The sequence below is a fragment of the Lysobacter sp. Root916 genome (assembly GCF_001429785.1).
Classification (GTDB): Bacteria; Pseudomonadota; Gammaproteobacteria; order Xanthomonadales; family Xanthomonadaceae; genus Lysobacter.
Map to the genome: position 1 here is coordinate 778,751 of NZ_LMJF01000001.1, position 24,865 is coordinate 803,615.

25 protein-coding genes are annotated in these 24,865 nt (G+C 69.8%); 12 read left to right on the plus strand and 13 right to left on the minus strand.

Going from position 1 to position 24,865, the window contains the following annotated elements:
• The first annotated feature begins 57 nt into the window (after positions 1-57).
• A complete protein-coding gene (locus ASE35_RS03660; protein WP_056174133.1) occupies positions 58-354 on the plus strand; it encodes a hypothetical protein in 297 nt (98 codons plus the stop codon).
• 133 nt (positions 355-487) lie between these two features.
• Here ASE35_RS03660 and ASE35_RS03665 read toward each other — a convergent pair whose 3' ends face one another.
• The 5 genes from ASE35_RS03665 to ASE35_RS21450 form a co-directional block, all read right to left on the minus strand.
• Entirely contained in the window at positions 488-1,051 is a 564-nt protein-coding gene (locus ASE35_RS03665; protein ID WP_056174135.1) for a GNAT family N-acetyltransferase, read from the minus strand.
• A gap of 4 nt (positions 1,052-1,055) precedes the next feature.
• Positions 1,056-1,589 carry a tail fiber protein gene (locus ASE35_RS03670; protein WP_056174136.1) on the minus strand — a complete coding sequence of 178 codons (534 nt, stop codon included), beginning with the start codon at positions 1,587-1,589 and terminating at the stop codon, positions 1,056-1,058.
• Between the two features lie 35 nt (positions 1,590-1,624).
• Positions 1,625-2,155 carry a tail fiber protein gene (locus ASE35_RS03675; protein WP_056174138.1) on the minus strand — a complete coding sequence of 177 codons (531 nt, stop codon included), beginning with the start codon at positions 2,153-2,155 and terminating at the stop codon, positions 1,625-1,627.
• A gap of 27 nt (positions 2,156-2,182) precedes the next feature.
• On the minus strand, positions 2,183-2,707 hold the full coding sequence (locus tag ASE35_RS03680; RefSeq protein ID WP_056174140.1) for a tail fiber protein: 525 nt from the start codon (positions 2,705-2,707) through the stop codon (positions 2,183-2,185).
• 321 nt (positions 2,708-3,028) lie between these two features.
• Complete coding sequence (locus tag ASE35_RS21450) at positions 3,029-3,184, minus strand: hypothetical protein (protein ID WP_162259015.1); 156 nt, start codon at positions 3,182-3,184, stop codon at positions 3,029-3,031.
• On the opposite strand from ASE35_RS21450, the gene ASE35_RS03685 reads away from it, so the two are divergent.
• From ASE35_RS03685 to ASE35_RS03710, 6 genes are all read left to right on the plus strand, one after another.
• Complete coding sequence (locus ASE35_RS03685; RefSeq protein WP_057162995.1) at positions 3,183-9,701, plus strand: putative Ig domain-containing protein; 6,519 nt, start codon at positions 3,183-3,185, stop codon at positions 9,699-9,701. The two genes, ASE35_RS21450 and ASE35_RS03685, sit on opposite strands and share 2 nt — an antisense overlap.
• Before the next feature lie 138 nt (positions 9,702-9,839).
• Positions 9,840-10,208: an excalibur calcium-binding domain-containing protein gene (locus ASE35_RS03690; RefSeq protein ID WP_157489250.1), complete on the plus strand. Its 369-nt coding sequence runs from the start codon at positions 9,840-9,842 to the stop codon at positions 10,206-10,208.
• A 147-nt stretch (positions 10,209-10,355) separates the two neighbouring features.
• Positions 10,356-10,979: a hypothetical protein gene (locus ASE35_RS03695; protein WP_157489251.1), complete on the plus strand. Its 624-nt coding sequence runs from the start codon at positions 10,356-10,358 to the stop codon at positions 10,977-10,979.
• A 696-nt stretch (positions 10,980-11,675) separates the two neighbouring features.
• The gene (locus ASE35_RS03700; protein WP_057162996.1) at positions 11,676-12,416 is read left to right on the plus strand and encodes a sulfurtransferase; all 741 of its coding nucleotides are present in this window, start codon (positions 11,676-11,678) and stop codon (positions 12,414-12,416) included.
• 187 nt (positions 12,417-12,603) lie between these two features.
• Positions 12,604-13,233, plus strand: a complete 630-nt coding sequence (locus ASE35_RS03705) for a hypothetical protein (protein WP_157489252.1) — start codon at positions 12,604-12,606, stop codon at positions 13,231-13,233.
• Entirely contained in the window at positions 13,230-14,090 is an 861-nt protein-coding gene (locus ASE35_RS03710; protein ID WP_056174150.1) for a GDSL-type esterase/lipase family protein, read from the plus strand. Before ASE35_RS03705 ends, ASE35_RS03710 begins: the two co-directional genes overlap by 4 nt.
• A 236-nt stretch (positions 14,091-14,326) precedes the next feature.
• Here the strand turns inward: ASE35_RS03710 and ASE35_RS03715 are convergent, their stop codons facing one another.
• A complete protein-coding gene (locus ASE35_RS03715) occupies positions 14,327-15,571 on the minus strand; it encodes a TIGR03862 family flavoprotein (RefSeq protein WP_057162997.1) in 1,245 nt (414 codons plus the stop codon).
• A 150-nt stretch (positions 15,572-15,721) separates the two neighbouring features.
• Here ASE35_RS03715 and ASE35_RS03720 point away from each other — a divergent pair, with 150 nt between their 5' ends.
• From ASE35_RS03720 to ASE35_RS03735, 5 genes are all read left to right on the plus strand, one after another.
• Positions 15,722-17,341, plus strand: coding sequence for a serine hydrolase (locus ASE35_RS03720; protein ID WP_057162998.1), 1,620 nt, complete (start codon positions 15,722-15,724; stop codon positions 17,339-17,341).
• Positions 17,342-17,410: 69 nt separating this feature from the next.
• Positions 17,411-17,563: a hypothetical protein gene (locus ASE35_RS20975; protein ID WP_157489253.1), complete on the plus strand. Its 153-nt coding sequence runs from the start codon at positions 17,411-17,413 to the stop codon at positions 17,561-17,563.
• Positions 17,564-17,579: 16 nt separating this feature from the next.
• Positions 17,580-18,845 carry a threonine synthase gene (locus ASE35_RS03725; protein WP_057162999.1) on the plus strand — a complete coding sequence of 422 codons (1,266 nt, stop codon included), beginning with the start codon at positions 17,580-17,582 and terminating at the stop codon, positions 18,843-18,845.
• A gap of 22 nt (positions 18,846-18,867) precedes the next feature.
• Positions 18,868-19,326 carry a hypothetical protein gene (locus ASE35_RS03730; RefSeq protein WP_056174159.1) on the plus strand — a complete coding sequence of 153 codons (459 nt, stop codon included), beginning with the start codon at positions 18,868-18,870 and terminating at the stop codon, positions 19,324-19,326.
• Positions 19,327-19,541: 215 nt separating this feature from the next.
• Complete coding sequence (locus ASE35_RS03735; RefSeq protein WP_057163000.1) at positions 19,542-20,540, plus strand: LLM class flavin-dependent oxidoreductase; 999 nt, start codon at positions 19,542-19,544, stop codon at positions 20,538-20,540.
• A gap of 17 nt (positions 20,541-20,557) precedes the next feature.
• Here the strand turns inward: ASE35_RS03735 and ASE35_RS03740 are convergent, their stop codons facing one another.
• From ASE35_RS03740 to ASE35_RS03770, 7 genes are all read right to left on the minus strand, one after another.
• The gene (locus tag ASE35_RS03740; RefSeq protein WP_057163412.1) at positions 20,558-21,034 is read right to left on the minus strand and encodes an FKBP-type peptidyl-prolyl cis-trans isomerase; all 477 of its coding nucleotides are present in this window, start codon (positions 21,032-21,034) and stop codon (positions 20,558-20,560) included.
• 60 nt (positions 21,035-21,094) lie between these two features.
• Positions 21,095-21,886: an SDR family oxidoreductase gene (locus tag ASE35_RS03745; RefSeq protein WP_057163001.1), complete on the minus strand. Its 792-nt coding sequence runs from the start codon at positions 21,884-21,886 to the stop codon at positions 21,095-21,097.
• 45 nt (positions 21,887-21,931) lie between these two features.
• The gene (locus tag ASE35_RS03750) at positions 21,932-22,360 is read right to left on the minus strand and encodes an SRPBCC domain-containing protein (RefSeq protein WP_057163002.1); all 429 of its coding nucleotides are present in this window, start codon (positions 22,358-22,360) and stop codon (positions 21,932-21,934) included.
• A 28-nt stretch (positions 22,361-22,388) separates the two neighbouring features.
• On the minus strand, positions 22,389-22,910 hold the full coding sequence (locus ASE35_RS03755; protein WP_057163003.1) for an SRPBCC family protein: 522 nt from the start codon (positions 22,908-22,910) through the stop codon (positions 22,389-22,391).
• A 21-nt stretch (positions 22,911-22,931) separates the two neighbouring features.
• A complete protein-coding gene (locus ASE35_RS03760; RefSeq protein WP_057163004.1) occupies positions 22,932-23,378 on the minus strand; it encodes an SRPBCC domain-containing protein in 447 nt (148 codons plus the stop codon).
• Positions 23,375-23,743: a metalloregulator ArsR/SmtB family transcription factor gene (locus tag ASE35_RS03765; protein WP_057163005.1), complete on the minus strand. Its 369-nt coding sequence runs from the start codon at positions 23,741-23,743 to the stop codon at positions 23,375-23,377. Before ASE35_RS03765 ends, ASE35_RS03760 begins: the two co-directional genes overlap by 4 nt.
• 252 nt (positions 23,744-23,995) lie before the next feature.
• On the minus strand, positions 23,996-24,838 hold the full coding sequence (locus ASE35_RS03770; protein WP_235569987.1) for a helix-turn-helix transcriptional regulator: 843 nt from the start codon (positions 24,836-24,838) through the stop codon (positions 23,996-23,998).
• Between the last annotated feature and the right edge of the window lie 27 nt (positions 24,839-24,865).

Genomic DNA, 24,865 nt, shown 5'->3' on the forward strand with positions numbered 1-24,865 from the left:
GCTTGCATCGCGCGCGCGGCGCGGCGACCATGGTTCCCAGGTTTTAGGGGAACCCGCATGGAACTGCTGACGCTGGATCATTTCGCCCGCCACGTGAACGAGACCTTCTCGGCGGCCTTGAACGACGGCGAGGTGCCGTTCGTCCTGGTCGAGGCGCGGGCGCTGAACCCCCAGCAGGTCATGCCGGGGGCGGCGCGCGCGCCGTTCTCGCTGTTGTTCCGCAATACCTCCTCGTTCCTGTTCCCGCAGCAGACCTATCTGATGCGTCACGACAGCGTGGGCGAGATCGGGATCATGCTGGTGCCGGTCGCGCGCGAGCGCGAGGGCTTTCTGTATCAGGCGATATTCAACTGAGCGCGCACCGGCCCGCGGTCCGTTTGGCGGCTGGGTGATCCCAACCTGATTCAAGCGCTCCTGCGTGCGGCGCGGATCGTGCCGGCGTGGTCGCGGCTTACGCCGCTCCTTCCCCTTAAACGGATCGCCGGCGTCAGGGCGCCGGCCAGCGCATGCGGCGGTGGGCGCCGCTGTCTTCGGTCTGGACGAAGCCCAGGCGCCGGTATAGGCGCTGCGCGCCCGCGTTGTCGGAAGCCACGTGCAGATGCAGGCCGCGGCCCAGCGCGGCGGCGTCGCGCTGGCTGTGCTCGATCAGCGCGCTGGCGATGCCTTGGCCGCGCGCGGCGGTCAGCAGGCTGATATCGACGATCAGATGATCCGGTGCGCGCCGTTGCAGGTAGTAGCGGCCGACGGGGGCGCCGTCGCGTTCGATCGCGAGGAAGTCGGCGTCGGCGTAGTGCAGCAGATAGTGCTGATGCTGGAGTGCGAACTGGCTGTCGAGGAAGGCGCGCTTGGCCTCGTCGGGCCAGGGGATGGGAGCGAGTTCCTCGGCGCGGGTGCTGGCGTAGAGCGTGCGCAGCCAAGGCAGATCGTCGTCGCGTGCGGGGCGCAATGCGAACCCGCGCTCGCTCAGGAGCGCGGGTGTCGCCAGACGGTCGTCGCGGCCTTGCGGATCGTCGCTGCGCGGAAACGGCAGCAGCCGCGATGGCGCCTGCATGGCCTCAGGGGAAGCTGGGGAAAATGCCCTGCAACGCGATGCAGAAGTTCGACGCGAGGTAGGGCTGACGGTTCTCGTGCGGCTGGCCGCCGCCGGCCGGACCGCACATGGTCGGGGCGAACTGCACGTTCGGCTGCAGCCCGCCGATGAACGGGTTGCTCGAGGTCGGGATGCCCAGGTAGTTGCCGGGGGCCGGCGCACTGGTGCGCAAGGTGCCGGTAGGTTGGTTGTAGGCGGTCAGCGTATGGCTGTGTCCCGGCATTTCGCCCTGCTGCAGGGTCACGCTGTTGGAACCGAAGGTCTCGCCCATGCTGCGCGGGGTCAGGCCTTGGCCTTGGCCTTGGTTGCAGGCGGTGCGGTTGACGAAGTTGGGCAGCTGGAACGTGGTGGTGCCGTTGCCGCCGTAGTTGGTGCCCAGCAGCGAGAACAGCGCGGTGTTCTGCTGAATGGCCAGGGTGGCGCCGTTGCAAGAGGCCCAGCCGCGCGGTGCGAAATTGAATCCGAACAGCTGGATTTCGCCGATGAAAGGTTCGGTCATGGTGATGTCCTCGAATGATGGTCCGCGGCGGCCGCTCAGCTCTGCGACGGGTAGACGCCGGCCCAGGCGATGCAGTACCCCACCGTCAGGGTGGGCATCAGGTTGGCGTGCGGCTGGGTGTTGCCGCTGATCGAGACTGCGGCCGGCGCAAGCGCGGCGCCGGTGGCGCCGGTGATATCGGTGACGTACATGGTGTCGCCCGCCACCGCGCCCGGCTGTACCGTCACGCCGACCGCGCCGGTGGTGGCCGCGGCCGTAGTGGCCATCAGCGCGTGGTTATGGCTGGGCAGTTGCTGGCTGATCAGGGTCACGCTCTCGCTGCCGGACATCTGGCCGATCACATAGGTGCTCAGGCCCGGGCCGGTGCCCTGGTGGATCGGCGCGCGACCGCGCAGGTCGGGCACGGCGAAGGTGCTCTGGCCGTCGCCGCCGTAGATCGTGCCGAGCAGGGTGTACAGCACTTCGTACTCGCTGATGGGCTTCAACGAACCGTCGCAGCTGAACCAGCCGTTGGGCACGCGGCCGAAGCCGAACATACGGATTTCTCCGACGTAAGGGGTGCTCATAGGGAACTCCTGTAGATGGCTAGGGCGTCAGTTGCGCGACGGGAAGATGCCGGCCAGCGCGATCACGAAATTGATCGTGGTGTAGGGCTGCATGTTGCTGTGCGGCTGGTTGTTGCCCGTCATGCCGATGCCTTGCAGCGCGACCTGGGCACCCGTGGAGGGGGCGAAGGTGAAGGCGCTGTTGGTGCCGTACAGGGCGTTGGTCGGGTTGCGGACCGCGCTCGCGGTCGTGTTGCCGGCCACCATGTGGTTGTGCGTCGGCATCTGCGTGGTGAGCAGGGTGACGTTCTCGACACCGCCGGTTTCGCCCTGTTGATAGGGCGCCGGATTCCAGCCGCCATCGACCGAGTTGCCGAAGCCCACCGGGGTGCGCGACTGCATGTTGGGCAGCTGGAAGTTAGTGGTGCCGTTGCCGCCGTAGGTGGTGCCGAGCAAGGAGAACAGCGCTTGGTTCTGGGCGATCGGCAGCAGCTGCCCATTGCAAAGGGCAAAGCCCTTGGGCGCGAACTGGAACCCCGTGAGCATAATCTGCCCGAGGAAGACTTCGGTCATACCTTTCCCCCCAAAGGATGGTGGCACCGGACGTCATGTCCGGCGCGGTGGCTACTCTCGCTCACAGCCCGTACGCCGTACAAGCTAATTTTTTGTGGCAGTGCAGCATATAAATTTGTGGCAGTGCAGCATATAAATCTGTGAAGTGGGTGGCACTTTATTTGCGGGCCGATTCCTGATTGAATGGGGGAGAGCAGTTCGCAAGGGGTGCGGCTCGGGCGTAGGCCCGGTGTCCGCGGACAGGGATTCGAGTCTCGCCGGACGGTTCGACAGCCAGCGGCCGATCGAGCTCGTGTGGTGTCAACAGGGGCAGAACATGCATCAGCTTTCAGCGCATAGCGTGGAGACGCCGCGTGCGCCTTCGCACGTCTTCTTTTCCTGGTTTTCATGGCTCGCGATAGCGCTGCTGTGCCTGGCCAGCGCATGGCCGCAGCGGGCGATGGCGGCGCCATCCACGTTCTGCCCGACCTTGAGCATGTCGGTCGCGCACAGCGGCTCGCAGACCATCAACATCAACAACTGCCATGGCGGCTTCGGCATCACCGCCGGCACCGCGACCACGCCCCACGGCACCCGCATCGTCGGCGCGCAATCGCCCGGCAACATCCCGCTGACCTATTCGCACAACGGCGATAGCGCGACCACCGACACCTTCACCCTGCAGGACGATTTCGGCGGCGACATCGTCGTCACCGTGGCCATCGGCCCGGCCTCGACCATCGTGATCGGCCCGGCCACCATCAGCCTGACCGCGGGTGTGCCGTTCAGCACCACCCTGACCGCTACCGGCGGCACCGGGTCCTACACGTACACGCTCGACAGCGGCGTGCTGCCGGCCGGCCTCACGCTGAGCGGCGCCGTGATCAGCGGCACGCCGACCCAGCGCGGTCCGCACAGCTTCTCGATCCGCGCCACCGACAGCGCCAGCGTCAGCGGCGTCAAGACCTACACCCCCAACGTCGCCAACCCGACCCTGCAGATCGTGCCGTCCACGCCGCCGAACGCGGCGCAGGGCTTCCCGTATTCGGTGACCTTCAGCACCAATGGCGGCGTCAGCCCGTACACCTATGCGCATGAGGTCGTTTCCGGCCCGCTGCCGCCAGGCCTGAGCCTGAGCGGCGCGACCCTGAGCGGCACGCCGACCGCCCTGGGCACCTTTACCTTCGGCATCCGCGTCACCGACAGCAGCACCGGCGTGGGCTCCTACTTCGAAGTCGAGACCGTCACCCTGACCGTGGTGGTCGCGCCGACCATCGTGGTCAACCCGGCCACCATTCCGGGCGCGACCGTGGGCGCGGCGTACAGCCAGACCTTCACCGGCAGCGGCGGCACCGCGCCTTACGGCTTCGCTATCACCGCCGGCGCCTTGCCGGCCGGCTTGAGCCTCAACACCACCTCCGGCGCCCTGACCGGCACGCCGACCGCGGCCGGCACCTTCAACTTCACGGTGCGAGCGACCGACGCCAACAACTTCTCGGGCACCCGCGCCTACACCCTGGTGGTGGCAGCGCCGACGACCGTGATCGCGCCGACCACCTTGCCCAACGGCACGGTCGCGGCGGCCTACAGCCAGGCCATCACCGCCAGCGGCGGCATCGCGCCGTACAGCTACGCGGTCACCGCGGGCGCGTTGCCCGCAGGCATGACGCTGAGCGGTACCGGCACGCTGAGCGGCACGCCCACGGCGGGCGGCACCTTCAACTTCACCGTCACCGCCACCGGCAGCAGCACCGGCACCGGCGCGCCGCATACCGGTTCGCGCGCTTACTCGCTGGTGATCGCCGCACCGACCATCTTGCTGCCGGCTACCACGCTGGCCAACGGCACCCAGAACGTCGCCTACAGCGCCACGCTCAATCCGGCCAGCGGCGGCACCGCGCCGTATGCCTACGCCGTCACCGCAGGCGCCTTGCCGCCGGGTATCGCCCTGAGCAGCAGCACCGGCGCGCTGTCCGGCACGCCGACCGCCGCGGGCACGTTCAACTTCGCCGTGACCGCGACCGACAGCAGCACCGGCACCGGCCCTTACAGCTCGGCGCCGCGTGGCTACACGCTGCAGATCGTCAACATCCCGCCGGTGGCCAACCCGGTCTCGGCGACGGTGGCCTACAACAGCAGCGCCAACCCGATCACGTTGAGCATCACCGGCGGCGTTCCGACCTCGGTGGCGATCGGCACGGCGGCCGCGCACGGCACCGCGATCGCCAGCGGCACCACGATCAGCTACACGCCGGTCGCCGGTTACGCCGGTCCGGACAGCTTCACCTACACCGCGACCAACAGCGCCGGCACTTCGGCGCCGGCCACGGTGACCATCACCGTCGGCAACCCGACCATCACCGTGACCGCGGGCGGCCCGCTGACCGCGCAGATCGGCGTCGCTTACAGCCAGACCTTCAGCTGGAACGGCGGCACCCAACCGTTCGTCGGCTATGCCGTCACCGGCATGCCGCCGGGCCTGCTCATCACCGGCACCACCGCCAACAGCGTGACCGTGTCGGGCACGCCGACCGCGGCGGGCTCGTTCGCGCTCAACGCCAGCGCCACCGATTCCAGCACCGGCAACGGTCCGTTCACCGTCGGCCAGGCCTTCACCCTGACCGTGAGCGCGCCCACGCTGAGCATGACGCCGGCGGCCGGTACCTTGAACGCGACTTACGCTGCGGCGTATAGCCAGACCTTCGTCGCCAGCGGTGGCACGCCGGCCTACACCTATACGGTGTCGGCGGGCGCCTTGCCGGCCGGCCTGAGTCTGGACGCCAACACCGGCGTGCTCTCGGGTACGCCGACCGTCACCGGTCTGTTCACCTTCTCGGTGCGGGCGACCGACAGCTCCACCGGCGCCGGCGCACCGTTCGCGCGCACGCAGAACTATGTGCTGCAGGTGGCCGCGCCGACGATCACGATCACGCCGGCCACCGTGCCGGGCGCGCAGATCGGCATCGCCTACAGCCAGACCGTGAGCGCGGCGGGCGGCATCGCGCCGTACACCTACGCGGTCACCGCCGGCGCCTTGCCGGCCGGCATCAGCCTGAGCGCCACCGGCACCCTCAGTGGCACGCCGACCGCGGGCGGTACCTTCAACTTCACCGTCACCGCCACCGACAACCACTCGCAGAGCGGTTCGCGCGCCTACAGCCTGACCGTGAGCGCGGCGACCATCACCGTCGCCCCGGCGACCCTGCCCAACGGCGGCGTGGCCCAGGCTTACAGCCAGACCATCACCGCCTCGGGCGGTACCGCCGGCTACAGCTTCGCGGTCACCGCCGGCGCCTTGCCGGCCGGCCTGAGCCTGGCCAGCAACGGCACGCTGAGCGGCACGCCGACGGCGGGCGGTACTTTCAACTTCACCGTTACCGCCACCGACAGCAGCACCGGCAGCGGCCCGTACACGGGCTCGAACTCCTACACGCTGTTGATCACGGCCGCGACGGTGATCCTGCCGCCGACGACCCTGCCGAACGCGACCGTGACCAACGCTTACGGCGTGGCCGTGACCGGCGCCACCGGTGGCGTCTCGCCGTACACCTACGCGCTGGTCAGCGGCGCGCTGCCGCCGGGCCTGTCGCTCGGCAGTTCCGGTGGCATCACCGGCACGCCGACCGCGCCGGGCACCTACAACTTCAACCTGACCGCGACCGACAGCAGCACCGGCAGCGGCCCGTACACGTCGGCGCCGCAGAGCTACACCCTGCTGGTCAACGACATCGTGCCGGTGGCCAACCCGGTCTCGGCGACGGTGGCCTACGACAGCAGCGCCAACCCGATCACGCTGAACATCACCGGCGGCGTTCCGTCCTCGGTGGCGGTGGCGGCAGCGGCGGCGCATGGCACGGCGACGGCCAGCGGCACCACGATCACTTACACGCCGACCGCCGGCTACGCCGGTCCGGACAGCTTCACCTACACCGCGACCAACAGCGCCGGCACTTCGGCGCCGGCCACGGTGACCATCACCGTCTCCAACCCGACCATCACCGTGACCGCGGGCGGTCCGCTGACGGCGCAGGTCGGCGGTGCCTACAGCCAGACCTTCACCTGGAACGGCGGCACTCAGCCGTTCTCCGGCTACAACGTCACCAACCTGCCGGCGGGCCTGAGCATCACCGGCACCACCGCCAACAGCGTGACCGTGTCGGGCACGCCGACCGCGGCGGGTTCGTTCGCGCTCAACGCCAGCGCCACCGACTCCAGCACCGGCAACGGTCCGTTCACCGTCGGCCAGGCCTTCACCCTGACCGTGGGCGCGCCGACGCTGAGCATGACGCCGGCCGCCGGCAACCTGCCGATGAACTACGGCGTCGCCACGACGATCAACTTCGCCGCCAGCGGCGGCACCGGTCCGTACAGCTTCTCGCTGGCCTCCGGCTCGCTGCCGGTCGGGGTGAGCTTCAGCTCGGCCGGCGTGCTCAGCGGTACGCCGACCGTGCCGGGCAACTACAACGTGAGCGTCCGAGTCACCGACGCCAGCACCGGCGTGGGCGCACCGTTCGCGCTGCAGCAGAACTACACCATCGTCGTAGCGACTCCGGCGATCGCGATCGATCCGCCGAGCCTGCCCAACGGCAGCGCGGCCGTCGCCTACAGCGCCCAGCTCAGCTCCACCGGCGGTGTCGCACCGTACAGCTACTCGCTGCTCAGCGGTGCGCTGCCGATCGGCATGAGCTTCACCTCGGCCGGCGCGTTCTCCGGCATCCCGCGCTCGGACGGCAACTTCAGCATCACCGTGCAGTCCACCGACAGCAACGGCCAGACCGGCAGCCGCGTGTACACCTTCAGCATCGCCCCGGCGACGGTGACGATCTCGCCGGCGACCCTGCCGGGCGGCACCGTCGGGGTGGCGTACAACCAGAGCCTGAGCAGCAGTGGCGGCATCGCGCCGTACACTTACTCGATCGTCTCGGGCAACCTGCCGGTCGGTCTGGCCTTCAGCTCGGCCGGCGTGCTCAGCGGCACCCCGACCACCGCCGGCAGCTACACCGCCGCGATCCGCTCCACCGACGATGCCGGCTACAACACCACGGTGAACTACACCATCGTGATCGCCGACGCCGTGCCGGTGGCCAACAACGACACCGCCACGACCCTGGCGCAGCAGCCGGTGACCATCGCCGTCACCGCCAACGACACCGGCGTGATCACGTCCATCGCGATCGCCTCGGCGCCGGCGCACGGCACCGCGACGGTCAGCGGACTGAACATCGTCTACACCCCGGCCACCGCGTACTTCGGTCCGGATACGCTGACCTACACCGCGATCGGCCCGGGCGGCACGTCGGCTCCGGCCACGGTCTCGATCACGGTCACGCCGCTGCCGGTTCCGGTCGGACAGCCGCGCACCGCGACCACGCTGGCCGGCCAGCCGGTGACCATCGACACCACGGTCGGCGCCACCGGCAGTCCGTATACCGGCGTCACCATCGTGACCGCGCCGGCCACGGGCACCACCACCGTGGCGGGTACCAACATCACCTACACGCCGCCGGCCAGCGCCTCGGGCTCGGTCTCGATCGTCTACACCTTGAACAACGCCTTCGGTCCCTCGGCACCGATCACCTCGACGGTCACGGTCAATCCGTTGCCGGTCGCGGTGTCGCGCCGGGTCGCCGCGATCGCCGGCACGCCGGTCACGGTCGAGCTCACCACCGGCGCGACCGGTGGGCCGTTCACCGCCGCCAACCTGGTCTCGCTGACGCCGGCCAGCGCCGGCACCGCGACCATCGCGTCCTCCGGCAGCGGCGCCAGCGCGAGCTACCGCCTGACCTTCACCCCGGCGGCTTCGTTCTCGGGCACGGCCACGGCCACGTTCACGCTGACCAACGCCTACGCGACCTCGGCCCCGGCGACCATCGACTTCGACGTCGCCGGCCGTCCGGATCCGACCCAGGATGCGGAGGTCATGGGCCTGCTCGGTGCGCAGACCTCGGCCGCGCGCCGCTTCGCCACCTCGCAGATCGGCAACTTCCAGCAGCGCATGGAGGGCATGCACGGCGGCAACGGCGACGGCGCCCGCTTCCAGAACCGGATCAGCTTCGGCGTGGATCGCCGTTGCGCCGACGACGTGCGCCGCACGCCGGGCAGCGACTGCCGTCAGGTCGCCACCCGCGACGAGGCCGCGCCGGTGGAAACCGCTGCGCCTGCGTCGGGCGGCGGCGATGCGAGCTCGTTCACGATCTGGACCGGTGGCGCGCTCAACAGCGGCGACCGCGACAGCCGTTCGGGCAGCGCCGGGTTCGACTTCGAGACCACCGGCATCAGCGCCGGCATCGACACCCGCGTCAACGATGCGTTCGCGATCGGCGGCGGTATCGGCTACGGCCGCGACAACACCGACATCGGCCGCAACGGCACCCGCAGCGACGCCAAGAGCTACACGCTGGCGATGTACGGCAGCTACCACCCGGGCGAGACCTTCTTCCTCGACGGTCTGCTTGGCTACCAGTGGATGTCGTTCGACTCGCGTCGCTACGTGACCGCCAACGGCGGCCGCGTGCGCGGCGAGCGCGACGGCAAGCAGTGGTTCGCCTCGTTCTCGGCCGGCGGCGACTACCAGCGCGACCGCCTGCACATCTCGCCCTACGCCCGCGTCGATATCGCACGCGCGCGCCTGGACGGGTACACCGAGCAGGGCGACGCGGTGTATGCGCTGCGTTACCAGGATCAGGACGTCGATACCACCACGGCCAGCCTCGGCCTGCGGCTCGACTACAAGATCCCGGTCAGCTACGGCACCTTCTCGCCGCAGCTGCGCTTCGAGTACCAGCACGACTTCCAGGACGACAGCGCGGTCACCATGAACTACGCCGACCTGCTGTCCGGTCCGTTCTATCGGGCCGAGATCGAAGGGCTGGAGCGCAACCGGTTCGTGTTCGGACTGGGCGCGATCCTGCACACCGAGCGCGATTTCACTCTGCGCTTCGAGTACCGCGGTCTGTTCGGTAGCGATGACGACAGCGACCATGGCGTCCTGCTGAACCTGGAGAAGAAGTACTGATCGAGCAGGCGGAGGCGGCGACACCGCTTCCGCCTGTTCTCAGGAACGCCGGCGCGACGTCACCGTGAACGTCGCGCCGGCACTTTATTCCGGCGCCTCCGGTCCGAACGGGCCGGGGGCGCGCTGACGGAGGCGCGCATGCGCTGGCGGTCGTGGGGCTGGGTGGTGATGCTGGCGGTGCTAGGCGCACCGACGGCGCACGCGCACGGCGGCGGTCTCAACCGCGACGGCTGCCACAACGACCGCCGCAATGGCGGTTATCACTGCCACCGCGGGGCGCCCGCGACGCGAGCGCAGGCGCGGTCCTCGTACTCGGCGTCCGATGCCAACGCCTACGTCCCCGCGCGTGCGCAACGCTACGCGCCGGCATCCGGCTCTGCCTACCGCAATTGCGGCGAAGCGCGCGCGGCGGGCGCCGCGCCGGTGCGTCGCGGCGACCCCGGCTACGGCCCGCATCTGGACCGCGACAACGACGGCATCGGCTGCGAGCCGTATCGCGGCCGCTGAGCGATCCCTGCCTGGGCCAGGATGAGCGGGGCGCCGTGGGGCAGGGCATGGCCGGTCCATGCCGGCTTAGACGCGACCCTGCCGATACGCGCGCCGCCGCCGCGTTCGGTGCCAAGATGCGCGCAGGTTCCCCTAACCGTGCCGCCGATGTCGCCTGCATTGCCCGTCGATCTGCCCATCGCCTTGCCGCCCGAGCTCTGGGCCGAGCTGGAAGCCGCCTACGCGACGCCGCCGCGGGCGTACCACAACTTCGATCACGTGCGCGAAGTGCTGCGCCACTACGGCGAGGTCGCGGCCGGGCCAGGCTGGCAGCAGCCGGTCGAGGTGGCGCTGGCGGTGCTGTACCACGACGCGATCTACCAGGCCGGACGGCGCGACAACGAGGCGCGTTCGGCCGAACTGGCGGCGGCGCACATCGCGCGCTATCTGCCGGAGGCGGGCATCGAGGTGCGGCGGGTGGTCGAGTTGATCGATCTCACCGCGCGTCATGGGCAGATCGATCCGAGCCAGGTCGACGAGGAGGCGGCGCTGTTCCTGGATGGCGACATGGCCATCCTGGGGGCGCCGCCGGAGGCGTTCGACGCTTACGACCGCGGTATCGCGTCGGAGTATCGCGGGCACGTGCCGGGGCCGTTGTTCCGGCTCAATCGGCGCCGTTTCCTCAAGGGGCTGCTCAAGCGCGAGCGCATCTATCTGAGCGAGTTTTACCACCAGCGTTACGACGCGGCGGCGCGCAATAATTTGCGGCGGGCGATTACGACTAAACGCTAGCGCGCCTGGCTCAGCGCTTCATTGTCGGCCGATTTGATATTCAGTGCTTTGGCTCTGGCTCCCTCCTTTGGAAAAGGATGAAGCCGTGCGGCTTACGAATCGCAGGTTCGTGCACGGGTGAACGCCAGCAGGCTCTTGCTCCTAGCTCCCTCCTTTGTAAAAGGAGGGTTGGGGAGGATTTGCTGTCGCTCTGCTTTCGTTTTTTCTGACCGAAGGTCAAAGGCTTCCGCCTGCTGCGCATGCGGGTCACTTTCTCTTGCTAACCCAAGAGAAAGTAACCAAAGAGAAGGGTTAGCGTGACCAACCCTCCCTTGCGAGTGCGGTGCGTGCGCCGGGATTTTTCGAATGGACGTCCCTGTCCATTCGAAAAACGGCGCGCGTCCTGCGCGCCGCCCTTCGGGTCTACGGTTGGTCGTGTGAGTGCGGTGCTTTTGGACTTCAATGCCACGGCCACGGCCACGGCAACCGCAACCGCAACGGCAACCGCAACCGCAACCGCAACCGCAACGGCAACCGCAATCGCAACCGCAACGGCCACGGCAACGGCAACGGCAACGGCAACGGCAACGACAGTGCGCGGGCCTTCGTGAAGATGGGGCAGGTGCCGCGGGCAGGCGTGCTGCGTCGGCGTATTAATGCGCCGGCCCCGCCGGGGCCCTGCCGGCGTCCGGTCGCCGGCCCGGGTAAAATGCCCGCATGTTGCTCAATATCGCCGCCTACCACTTCGTCCCCGTCGACGACGCCGATGCCCTGGCCGTGCGTCTGCGCGCGAGCGCCGAGGCCGCGGACCTGCGCGGGACGGTGCTGGTGGCGGAGGAGGGGCTGAATCTGTTCCTGGCCGGTAGCGAGGACGCAATCGGGGCGTTCCTGGCCGAGCTGCGCGCCGACCCGCGCTTCGCCGGGCTTGCGGTCAAGGCCAGTTACAGCCACGCCCAGCCGTTCGCGCGGCTCAAGGTCAAGCGCAAGCGCGAGATCGTGACCTTCCGGCGTGAGGACAGCGCGCCGCTGAGCCGGCGCGCGCCGGCGGTGACGCCCGAGCGCCTCGCCCAATGGCTGGACCAAGGCCACGACGACGCCGGCCGCCAGGTCGTGCTGCTGGACACCCGCAACCGCGAGGAGGTCGGCTACGGCAGCTTCGCCGGCGCCCTGACCCTGCCTATCGACAATTTCGTCGACCTGCCAGAAGCCCTGGCCCCGCATCGCGAGGCTTTGGCCGAGGCCACCGTGGTCAGTTTCTGCACCGGCGGCATCCGTTGCGAGAAGGCCGCGCTGTGGCTGCGCGACGACGGCATGGACAACCTGCTGCAGCTCGAGGGCGGGATCCTGGGTTACTTCGAACGCGTCGGCGGCGCCCACTACGAAGGCCGCTGCTTCGTGTTCGACGAGCGCGTCGCGCTGGACCCGGAACTGCGTCCACTGGTCGACGCCGCGGCCTGAAACGCAGGCCCGGGCTGCGCCATCGGCGCCCCGAAAACGGTATTGTTCGGTCCAAGGACAGGGGAACGTTAGCCAAACCGTAAACCGGGCGGGCGATCCCATTCAGACAAATCAAGGGGTTACCTGAGGCGACGCGGCCGCTATGATCGACGGTCGTCTCTTCCAGCCCCCGTACGAAGGACCCCTGATGCGTCGAATCCACCCTTTATCTGCCCATCGTTTTGCTTGGCCGCTAGGCTTGGCGCTGTGTGCGCTGGCCCTTAGCGCCTGCCAACCGCAGGCTCCGGCCAACGCCGCCGCGCCCGAATCCACCACCGCCGCGCCGCCGCCGGCCATGCCCTCGCCGGACCCGAACGCGGCCCCGGTCGAGCGCGCCGCGCCGCCGCTGATCAAGCCCGTCGCCCTGGGCGAGTTCGAACCCGGCAATCCCGTCGCCAGCGCCGCCACCGGCAAGCTCAGCATCGAGGATGCCACCCTCAAGGGCGCCAACGGCGCCAGCTTCGGCACCGAGCGCGTCGCCCTGGTCACCGGCGGCGACGAGTACAGCGCCGGCGCCACCTATGCCGCCTCGATGCAGATCGACGCCAGCCAACCGGTCGAGCTGCGCCACGTGGTCGAACAAACCCCGCCCACCGATCAGCCCGGCAACGCCTTCTGTGGCGGCACGCCCACCGCCTATATCGCCCTGGCCAAGGTCGGCGAAGGCGAGCGCGAGGTCGTCAAGGTGCTCGCCCTGCAGGGTCAAGATTTGCCCGCGCCCGGCGCCAAGGGCGTGAGCGTGTGCGCCACCACCAGCTACCTGGTCGCCAGCCGATGACATCCACGCCGCGTACGACTCCGCAACGCCTGCTGGGCCTGGCCTGGTCGGGCCCGCTCGCCCTGATCCTGTGTTGCGCGAACGCCTACGCGGCGCCGATGCCCATGCAGCCGCCGACCCTGCGCGTGGCCGGCGACAGCGCGATGGCCAACCGCCGTCCCGAACAGCGCCCGGCCACCGGCTGGGGCGAGTCCTTGCCGATGCTGCTGCGCGGCGACGTGGTGCAGTACGAGAACCGCGCCGCCGACGGCCGCAGCAGTCGCCGTTATCTGGAAGAAGGGCTGTGGTCGAAGCTGATGACCGCGACCAAGTCCGGCGACGTGGTGTTCATCGCTTTCGGCCAGGACGACGCCTCCAAGCGGCCGGAGCGCTACACTGCGCCGGAAGCGTTCCGCGCCAATCTCGAGCGCTTCGTCGACGAAGCGCGCATGCGCGGCGCCACCCCGGTGCTGCTGACCCAGGTCGCGCAGCCGGACTTCCGCTCCGGCGGCCTGCGTACCGACAACACGCCGTATGCCGACGTCGTGCGCGCGATCGCGGTGCAGCGCCAGGTTCCGCTGATGGACATGCAGCGCGCCAGCGAAGCGCTGCTGCGCGAGGCCGGGTCGGAGGGCGCCAAGACGCTGTTCGTGTACGACAGCGAATACGAGCTGGTGTACGCCAACCGCAACACCCGCTACGTGCTGCCGGTCGACGATGAGGCTTCGCCGACGGCCTGCGGCGCGGCCAGGATTGCCCAGCGCGCGGCCATGCTGATGCGTGCCGGCGGCCTGGAAGCCTGGTTGGAGGACGCGCCCACCATCGAGCAGCGCGTGAACCAGGTCTGCAATGCCCAGCGCGATGCCTTGAAGCGCTGAGGCGGCGCGCGCCGCGGCGCGCGATTTTCCGAGGTCCCGCAAACGGCCGCCTGCGCGGCCGTTTTGTTGAGTTGTCGAGGCAAATCCCGCCGCTTCGACCTTCTGTCCCCCAGGCAGATGCGCTATCAGGCCTTATTGGGGCAGAAGCGGCGCAAGCCGCGACCGCGTCGTGGCCGCAGTGGCGTGGTCGCGGCTTGCGCCGCTGCTAGCCGAAGCGGTGCCGCGTTCGCGGTCGCTCACCGGCCGCGCAAATACGCCACCGCCGCGCGTCCCGCGATCAAGCCGCTGGCGTAGCAGGCGGTCAGCAGATAGCCGCCGGTCGGGGCTTCCCAATCCAGCATTTCGCCTGCGCAGTAAGTGCCGGGCAGGGCGCGCAGCTGCAGTTGCGCGTCCATCGCCTCCAGGCGCACGCCGCCGGCACTGCTGATGGCCTCGGCGATCGGGCGCGCGCGCAGCAGGCGCAAAGGCAGGCGCTTGATCGCCTCCGCGATGCGCGCGGGATCCTGCTTGGCCTGCGCATCCAGCACCTCGTGCAACAGCGCCGCCTTGACGCCGCTGAGGCCGGTCTGGCGGCGCAGGTGCTCGCTGAAGCTGCGGCCCGCGCGCGGGCGCGCGAGCTCGGATTGCAGACGTTCGCGTTCGCGGCCGGGCGCGAGATCCAGCCACAGCGACGCCGTGCCCTCGCGCGCGATGGTCTCGCGCAGCTCGGCCGACAGCGCGTAAATCAGGCTGCCCTCGATCCCGTGCGCGGTCGCCACGCACTCGCCCTGCAGCGCGTGTTCGCGGCCGTCGGCATCGCGCCAGTGCGCGATCACCGGCTTCAGCGGCGCGCCGGCGTGACGCTGGGCGAAATGCTCGCTCCAGGCGATGTCGAAACCGCAGTTCGACGGCTGCAACGGCGCCACCTCGACGCCGCGCTGCGCCAGCCACGGCGCCCAGGCGCCGTCGGAGCCCAACTCGGGCCAGCTGCCGCCGCCCAGCGCGAGCACGCAGGCGCGCGCCTGTACGCGCCGTTCGCCGTCGGGCGTGGCCAAGCGCAGCGCGCCGTCCTCGCTCCAGCCCAGCCAACGGTGCTGGACATGGAAGCGCACGCCGTCCTCGCGCAGGCGCCGCACCCAGCCGCGCAACAGCGGCGCGGCCTTGCGATCGACCGGGAACACGCGGTCGGAGCTGCCCACATAGGTCTCCACGCCATGCCCGCGCGCCCAGGCGCGCAAGTCCTGGGCGTCGAACTCGTCCAGCCAGCGCGCGATCTGCGGCGCGCGTTCGCGGTAGCGCGCGTCGAAGCCCGGGCGCGGCTCGGCATGGGTGAGATTGAGCCCGCCCTTGCCGGCGATCAGGAACTTGCGCCCGACCGAACCCTTGCCCTCGTAGAGATCGACCTCGACCCCGGCCGCGCGCGCGACCTCGGCCGCCATCAGGCCGGCGGGACCGCCGCCGACGATGGCCAGGCCGGGCAACAGGGTGGGGGCATCGCTCATCGGTTCGCGGCCGGCGCCGTCGTGTACGGCGCGCCATTATGAGGCCGCGCTCGCGCTGCGAGGCCGGGCGCCCATGACCATCGTGCCGGGTCGCGGCGGCCGGCTTCGGGTATCGTCGGGCGTCACCCCTGATCGGCGGAGTTGCGAACGATGCGATCCACGTCCCTGGCCACGCGCGGCGCCGGCCTCTTGTTCGGCGCGCTGCTGGCCTGCCAGGCCCTGGCCGCGCCGCCCGCGCCGGAACTGCCGGCGCAACTGCAGGACTTCGATGCCTACGTCGAAGGCGTGCGCCAGCGTTTCGACGTGCCGGGTATCGCGGTCGCGATCGTCAAGGACGGCCAGATCGTGCTCGAGCGCGGCTACGGTCTGCGCCAGCTCGACCGTCCCGAGAAGGTCGACGCGCGCACCCTGTTCGCGATCGCCTCCAACACCAAGGCCTTTACCTCGGCCTCGCTGTCGATCCTGGCCGACGAGGGCAAGCTCAGCCTGGACGACCGCGTGATCGACCACCTGCCGTGGTTCCGCATGGCCGACCCCTACGTCACCCGCGAGATGCGCGTACGCGACCTGCTGGCGCACCGCAGCGGCCTGGGCCTGGGCGCGGGCGATCTGCTGTATTGGCCCGGCACCGACTACAGCACCCTGGAAGTCGCCCAGCGTTTGCGCGATGTCCCGCTCAGCGGCAGCTTCCGCGGCCAGTACGCTTACGACAACATCCTTTACGGCGTCGCCCAACTGGTGATCGAGCAGGCCAGCGGGCAAAGCTACGAGCGTTTCCTGCGAACGCGCATCCTCGAGCCCCTGGGCATGCGCGACACCCGCTACAACAGCGACGCGCTCAAGCCCGGCGACAACGTCGCTACCGGCTACGCCAAGGCCGACTTCAAGGACCTGCAACCGGCGCCGCGCATGGCCTGGGGCAACGTCTCCGGCGCCGGCGGCCTGTACTCCAGCGTGCACGACATGAGCCAGTGGCTGCGCATGCAGCTGGACGGCGGCGCGTACACCGACGCCGGCGGCAAACCGCAGCGCTTGTTCAGCGCGCAGCGCCAGAAAGCGATGTGGTCCATCGTCACGCCGATGCCGATCAGCGAGCCCTCGGTGCCGGCGCTGGCGCCGGTGCGTCCCAACTTCCTCGGCTACGGCGAAGGCTGGCAGCTGTCGGACTACCGCGGCCGCAAGCTGGTCTGGCACACCGGCGGCTGGCCGGGCATGGTCTCGCGCGTGACTCTGGTGCCGGAGCACAAGCTGGGCATCGTGGTGCTGACCAGCGCCGAGCTGTCGGGCGCGTTCCAGGCGGTGACCCTGCGCGCGCTCGATGCCTATCTCGACGGCCCGCGCACCGACTGGACCGCGGCTTACGGCGCGGCGCTGGACAAGTCGCTGGCCAAATCCGACGACGATTGGAAGCAGCACCAGGCCGCGCGCGCGCCCAACACCCAGCCCTCGCTGGCGCTGGCCAAGTACGCCGCGACCTATCGCGACCCCTGGTACGGCGACGTGGTGATCGAGCAGCAGGGCGGCAAGCTGCGCATGCGCTTCGCGCGCAGTGAGGCCCTGGTCGGCGAGCTGCAGCACTGGCAGCACGACAGCTTCATCGTGCGCTGGGACCAGCGCTGGCTCAACGCCGACGCCTTCGTCGATTTCTCGCTGAGCGCCGACGGCGCGGTGCGCGAAGTGCGGATGGAATCGGTGTCGCCCAATACCGATTTCAGTTTCGATTTCCACGATCTGCGCCTGACGCCGGTGCCGGCCAAGGGCGGCGGTTGAGCGCCGGCTGCTAAGCTCGAAGCCACAAGCGCGGCGCCGCTGCCGGCGCCCGCACCGAAGGAGCGAACGATGAGTTGGATGGCCATAGGAATCGTGATCGTCGCGGGCTATCTCGCGTTCAAGGCGGTCAAGCTGGTGTTCAAGCTGTTGCTGTGGGCCGTGGTGCTGGGCGGCCTGTACTGGCTGGCCGCGCCGGCGCTGGGCTGGCCCTTGCCGTTCTGAGCCGGAGCCGCGTCGCATGTCCTATGTGAGGTGTCTGCGCGGTCTGGGTTCGGGCATTGAGTACTCCGCCGACACGGCGATGAATCTCGATCCGGTCGACGGCCGCCCGGTGGAGATGTTGCTCGACCTGGAGCGCCTGGCCGCGCAGCGACCGAACGCGGCCTGGTACGACCCGCGCCGCCGCGACCTCTGGCGCTTCGGCGCGCTGATGGCGCTGGACGCGTCCGATCCCGAGGACGCGCGCCATATCGTCGCGCTGGGCGAGGGGCACACGCCCTTGCTCGACTACTCGGCGCATCCGCTCGCGCGCGCGGCCGGTATCTCGCTGTGGTTGAAGGACGAAGGCCGCGCGCACCCCGGCTACGGCGCCAATCCGACCCAGAGCTTCAAGGACCGCGGCATGGCCATGGTGGTCGCGCAGGCGCGCCGCCTGGGCCTGCTCAAGCTGGCGGTGCCGACCCAGGGCAATGCCGGCGATTCGCTGCTGCGCTATGCGCTGGCCGGCGGGCTGTCGGTGGCGATCGCGATGCCGCCGGATACGCCGATGCCGATCCTGGGCAATGTCGCCGCGGCCGCGCAGCGCGACCCCGAGCGCGTGCGCCTGGAACTGGTCGGCCCGACCATCCGCGAGGCCGGCGCGCTGCTGAAGGAGCGCTACCTGCCGCAAGGCTATTTTTCGGTGGCCACGTTCCAGGAGCCAGGCTGGCGCATCGAAGGCAAGAAATCCCTGGGCCTGGAACTGGCCGAACCCGCGCCCGGATCGACGCGCTGGTCGCTGCCCGATGCGGTGATCTATCCCACCGGCGGCGGCACCGGCGTGCTCGGCATGTGGAAGGCCTGGGACGAGCTGCAGGCGCTGGGCCTGATCGACGCGCGCCGTCCGCGCATGCTGTGCGTGCAAAGCGCGGCCACGCCGCCGCTGGTGCGCGCCTTCGATAGCGGCGCGGCCGACACTCAAGCGGTCGCGGCGGGCCAGACCCTGGCGTTCGGGCTCAACGTGCCCGGCGGCGTCGGCCACTTCCGCGTTCTGGAAATTCTGCGCGCCAGCGGCGGCGCCGCGGTCGCGGTGGAGGAGCGCGACAGCATGGCCGAGTTCGCGCGCCTGTGGCGCGAGCCGGTCGGCGGCGGCGCGCCGGCCTGGATCGCGCCGGAAGGCGCGGCCTGTCTGGCCGCGTTGCCACAGCTGATCGAACGTGGCCTGATCGCGCGCGGCCAGCGCGTGGTCGCGGTCAATACCGGTTCGGCGGAGAAGTACCTGCCGGACCTGCGTCATCTGATCTGACCTCAAGCCCGCAGGAGCGGACATGGACACCGACAACCACGAGTGGTGGCAGGACACCCAGGACATCGAGCGCTGCGTGCGCGCGGTTTACGCTTGCATCTCCGGTCCGGCCGGCGCCCCGCGCGACTGGGCGCGCTTTCGCTATCTGCAGCACCCGAACGCGCGCAGCCTGCGCACCGTGGTCGAGGCCGACGGCAGTACCCACGCGATGGTGTTCGACGTCGACAGCTACATCGCCAACGTCGAGGCCTTCTTCGCCCAGAACGACTTCTTCGAAGTCGAGATCGACCGCCGCGTGCAGCGCTTCGGCCAGGTCGCGCACGTGTGGAGCCTGTACGAGGCGCGCCCGACCGCGGACTCGCCGGTGCTGCTCAAGCGCGGCGCCAACAGCGTGCAGCTCTGCCACGAACACGGGCGCTGGTGGGTGTTCAGCACGATCTGGGACAACGAGCGCGAGGGGCTTAAGTTCGATCTTTGGTGAGGGCGAAAGCAAATCCCCCCTAGCCCCCCTTTTGCAAAGGGGGGAAGAGCATTACGTTCGTCGAAAGCCGCTTGTTTCCCCCCTTTGCAAAAGGGGGGCTAGGGGGGATTTGCTCCTAAGCAACGCCACCCCCGCAACACTGCGTACCCGGCAACGCGCTCGAAATCGTGCGCAGGCGCCCCAACTTGGAAGGGACGCCATCGCCGCGAGCGCCCATGATTCCCTTTTCCGTACTCGACCTGGCCCCGGTCACCGAAGGCAGCGATGCCGCCCAGGCCTTCGCTCACAGCCTGGAACTGGCCCAGCACGCCGAGCGCCTGGGTTATCGGCGCTACTGGCTGGCCGAACACCACAACATGCCCGGCATCGCCAGCGCCGCGACCGCGGTGCTGATCGGGCATATCGCCGGCGGCACCTCGACCATCCGGGTCGGCGCCGGCGGCATCATGCTGCCCAACCATTCGCCGCTGCAGGTGGCCGAGCAGTTCGGCACCCTGGCGTCGCTGTATCCCGATCGCATCGATCTGGGCCTGGGCCGCGCGCCCGGCACCGATCAGGCCACCGCGCGCGCCTTGCGCCGCTATTTCGACGGCGCCGACAGCTTTCCGCAGGACGTCGCCGAACTGCTGCAGTACTTCGAGCCGGTGCGGCCCGGCCAGGCGGTGCGCGCGGTGCCGGGCGCGGGGCTGCGGGTGCCGGTGTGGCTGCTGGGCTCCAGCCTGTTCGGCGCGCAGCTGGCCGCGCAGCTGGGCCTGCCGTACGCGTTCGCCTCGCACTTCGCGCCCGATGCGATGGATGAGGCGCTGGCGATCTACCGGCGCGAGTTCCGGCCCTCGGCGGCCTGGCCGCGCCCGCATGCGCTACTGGCCTTGAACGTGGTCGCCGCCGAAACCGACGCGCAGGCGCGGCGCTTGTTCACCACCCAGCAGCAGAGTTTCGTCAACCTGCGGCGCGGCCAACCCGGCCTGATTCCGCCGCCGATCGACGACATCGACGCCTACTGGACGCCGGCCGAACGCTCCGGCGTGGAGCGCGCGCTGGCCTGCGCGGTGGTCGGCGGCCCCGATAGCGTGCGCGAGGGCATCGCCGCCTTCATCGAGCGCCATCGTCCCGACGAGTTGATGCTGACGGCCAACGTGTACGAGCACGCGGCGCGGCTGCGCTCGTTCGAGCTGGCCGCGCAGGCGCGCGCGCAGTTGGCGCAGCGCGCCTGACGCGCGACAGGCTTGCCTCAGCGCGAGCCCGGCACGTGCTCGCGCACGCCCAGCAACTCGACCTCGAACACCATCGACGCGTCCGGCGGAATCACGCCGCCGCCCGCGCCGTCGGCGCCGTAGCCGTATTCCGGCGGCAGCATCAGCACGCGCTTGCCGCCGACCTGCATGCCGGCGATGCCTTCGTCCCAGCCGCGTACCACCCGGCCGGCGCCGAGCAGGAACGAGAACGGCTTGCCGCGATCGACCGAGCTGTCGAACTTGCGGCCGCGCTTGTCGGCGGCCTTTTCGTCGTAGAGCCAGCCGGTGTAGTGCACGCTCACGTCCTGGCCGCTGCGCGCGGCCGGGCCGGTGCCGGGGCGCTCGTCTATCCATTCGAAGCGTTGCACGCGTCCGCCGGCGGCGGGTTCGGCTTCGTGGCGGGCGCAGCCGCCGAGCAGGAGCGTGCCCGACAGCAGCGCGCCGCAGACGAGGGTGACGAGGGTTGGGCGCATCGGGTTCATCCCTGAGGGCGTGGCGGTGACGACGCCCAGGATAACGGACCCGGCGCGCGCTCAGTCGACCAGCGCGCCGCAGCTGAGATTGGCGACGGCTCCGGTCATGGCGCCGGCGCGGTCGGAGGCGACGAAGGCGGCGTAGTCGGCGACCTGGGCCAGGGTCGGCAGGCGGCCGAGCAGGGTGCCGGTGCGCGCGGCCTCGTCGAGCATGGCCTCGATCGACACGCCGGCGCGGCGCGCGCTTTCGGCGAAGACCTCGTGCGCGTGCGAGGCCGGTTGCGCGTCGGGTATCGCGTGCGGACGCAGGCAGACCACGCGGATGCCGGACGGGCCCAGTTCGGCGGCGAGCAGGCGTGTGAAAGCCTCGATCGCCGCGCAGGTCACGCCGTAGCCGAGGAAGCCCACGCCGCTCATGCGCGAGCCTGGCGTGGACAGGGTCAGGATCGCGCCGCCGCCGCGCATGTGGCGCGCGGCGGCCTGGGCGGTGATGAAGTTGCTGCGCGTGTAGGCTTCGATCGGGTGCAGATAGTCCGACAGCGTCAGCTCGGCGAAGGGCACGCCCTGCACGTGCGGCACGCCGATCGCGTTGAGGGCGATGTCGATGCCGCCCGCGTCCGCGGCGACCGCGGCGGCATGCGCCTGCACCGCGGCTTCGTCCAGCGCGTCCACGGTCGCGATATCGGCGTGGCCGCCGGCGGCGGCGATGTCGGCGGCCACGCGTGCGAGTTTGTCGCGACCGCGCCCGGCCAGATAGACGCGCGCGCCTTCGCGGGCGAAGGCACGCGCGACCGCGCCGCCGATGGCGCCGCCGCCGCCGTGGATCAGCGCCACTTTGTGTTCGAGCAGCATCGGGAACTCCTGGGTCAGGGCAGGGTGGCGGCGGTCGCCGCGAGATCAGAATCTGCGTCGCTGAAAGGGCAGGCCGACGCCTTCCTCGCAGTAGGACTTGAGGCTGTACACGAACATCGCCCAGTTGTAGTTGCACCAGCGATAGAACTCGGTGACCTCGCGCCAACCTTCATGGCGCAGCACCACCGCGGTGTTTCCCTCGCGCGCTTCCAGGTCGAAGCTGATCTGGGTGCCGATCCATTGCGGATCCGAATCCAGGCAGCGCCAGGCCAGGCGGCTGCGCGGCAGCCATTCGGTGATCTTGACTCGCACCAGGCCGGCCTCGCCGAAGCGGAATTCGTTGACCGCGCCCTGCACCGCCTGCACGGTCAGGTCGTCGGTCCAGACTTCGGCCAGGCCGCGTTCGCTGGTCAGCGCGTCGTAGACCTGCGCCGGCGATGCGTTCACGTATTGGATGTGTTCTATGGCGGCCATGGCCGGCTCCTGTCGCGGATACGAGGGCTCATTCCTTGGGGATCCGCCGTTCGTACTCCGCCTCGATCGCGGAGTGCTTGGACCAGAAATGGCTGGGCGTGCGGCCCTCCAGCAGGTCCCGCAGCAGATCGAGGTGGCTGTGCCAGCCGCCGGCGACGCTGACCATCTCGCCGCGGTTGGGCAGACGACGGTGGGTGACCACCAGCAGCACGCGGTCCTGCTTCGGGGTCAGCTCGAACACCACTTCCGATTCGCCGTCCCAGGTGTAGCTGAGCCGATGCGGCGGATCGCAGTCGATCACCCGGCCTTCGCTGCGGTACTCCTCGTGGTCGGCGTACTTGGCCGGGGTCGGGTCGTCGTTGGTCAGTTCGGCGTTGCGGAACACGTGCTCGACGCGGCCGCCGGGGCGCAGTTCGATCTCGCCCGCGGCCATCCAGGTGCGGCGCTTTTCGGATTCGGTGAGATAGCTCCACAGCCGTTCGATCGGGCCGGGCATCAGGCGTTCGATGCGCACGGTGTCGGGGGCGGTGACGATGCCGTAGTCGCTCATGGTAGGGCTCCTGGGGAATGCTCAGTGGGGGGCGTGCGACAGCTGCTCGGCCAGCGAGGCGAGGATGTGCTGCCAGCCCGCTTCGGTGCGCTGCGCGTACGGCGCGTATTCGGCCGCCATTTCGTGGGTGAGGCGGAGTTCGCAGCCGCTGCCGATGGGCGCGATCTCGACGGTGATGCGGTCGCCGTCCGCGGCCGGATCCAGGGACAGGGTGAACACCAGCCGGCGCGGGCGATCGATCTCGAGATAACGGCCGTAGTGCGCGGCGTCGCCGTCCTCGCGGGTTTCGACGATGACGTAGCCGCCGCCGACGCGCGCGTCGATCTCGACCCGCTGCATGCGTCCGTTCGCGGTCGCGTAGAGGAAGCGCGCGGCCATGCGCGGATCCAGCCAGGCGTCGAACACGCGTTCGGGCGAGGCCGCGAAGCGGCGCGCGACGCGCACGACGATGGGGGAGGTCGGGCTCATCGTTTGCTCCTGGGTTTGCGCGCGGCCGCGAGGGCGCGATCCTCGGCCTGCAGCAGCGCGTCGAGGGCGTCGAGGCGTTCGTTCCAGAACCGTTCGTAGTGGCGCATCCACTCCATGCCGCCGTGCATGGGGCGCGCATCGAGGCGGCAGACGTGGGTGCGGCCCTGGACTTCGCGCTGGACCAGGCCGGCGCGCTCCAGCACCTTGATGTGCTTGGAGGCCGCGGCCAGCGACATTTCGAACGGCGCGGCCAGTTCGCCGACGCTGCAGGGCTGGCGCGACAAGTTGCGCAGCATCGCGCGCCGGGTCGGGTCGGCAAGGGCGTGGAACACGGCGTCCAGGCGTTCGGGCTTATTCTCAACCATAGAGTTGAATATCCTCCGGCTGGGAGCGATTGTCAACCATTCGGTAAAATATCGAGCGACTCCAGCAAGGCGTCCTGCGGGCGCGGATGGCGCCCAAAAGCGGCTGCGCAGCGCAGCCTGGCGGCACTACGCTGCCGGCGGCCGTGGGTGGCGCCGGTTAGCCGCCCCTGGCTGCGCGTGACCAGCGGCGCACCGCTGGCCGTGCTGGATTGCCAGAGCCGGGTCGGCGCGATCTGGCGCCGCGGTGGCGCTCTAGCCGGCCTGGCTTTCGGCGGCCTGCAGCGCGCGCAGCGCGTTGGCGGTGGCGGCGTCGGCGGGGAAGAAAGATTCGATCGCCAGTTCCGCCAGGGTCACGTCCATCGGCGTGCCGAACACGGTGGTGGTGCTGATGTAGGCGTGCTCGCCGCCGTCGGGACTGCGCAAGCGCAGCGGCACCGCGACGCTGAGCGTGGTGGGCAGTTCGACCTCGTCGGCATCCGCGCAGGGGTAGGCGGCGAGTTCATCGTGCAGCTCGCTCAGCACCGGATCGCCGGTGGCGTCGGCCTGATGGCGCAGGCGATGCAGCAAGTGCGCGCGCCACTGCGCGAGGTTGACGATCAGCGGCGCCAGGCCGCGCGGGTGCAGGCTCAGGCGCAAAACGTTGATCGGCGGCTGCAGCAGGTCGGTGGGGATGCCTTCGAGCATGCGTTCGACGGCGCGGTTGGCCGCCAGCAGGTTCCAGTGGCGGTCGATGGCCAGCGCGGGGTAGGGCTCGTGCCCGTGCAGCACCAGTTGGATCGCCGCATGCGCTTCGTGCAGTGCGGGATCGTCCAGCGAGCGCTGCGCGTACATCGGCGCCAGCCCGGCCGCGGTCATCAACTGGTTGCGCTCGCGCAGTGGCACGTCGAGGCGATCGGCCAGGCGCAGCAGCATCGCCCGGCTCGGCAGCGAGCGCCCGGTTTCGATGAAGCTGACGTGGCGGGTGGAGATGTCGGCCATGCCGGCCAAATCCAATTGGGTCAGGCGGCGGCGCTGGCGCCAGTCGCGCAATTGTTCGCCTACGGGTCGGGTCGCGTTCATGGCCGAACGATAGCCCAGGGCGCCGGGTTCGGACATGACCTCGCAGGTAATCGACCGGCGGCG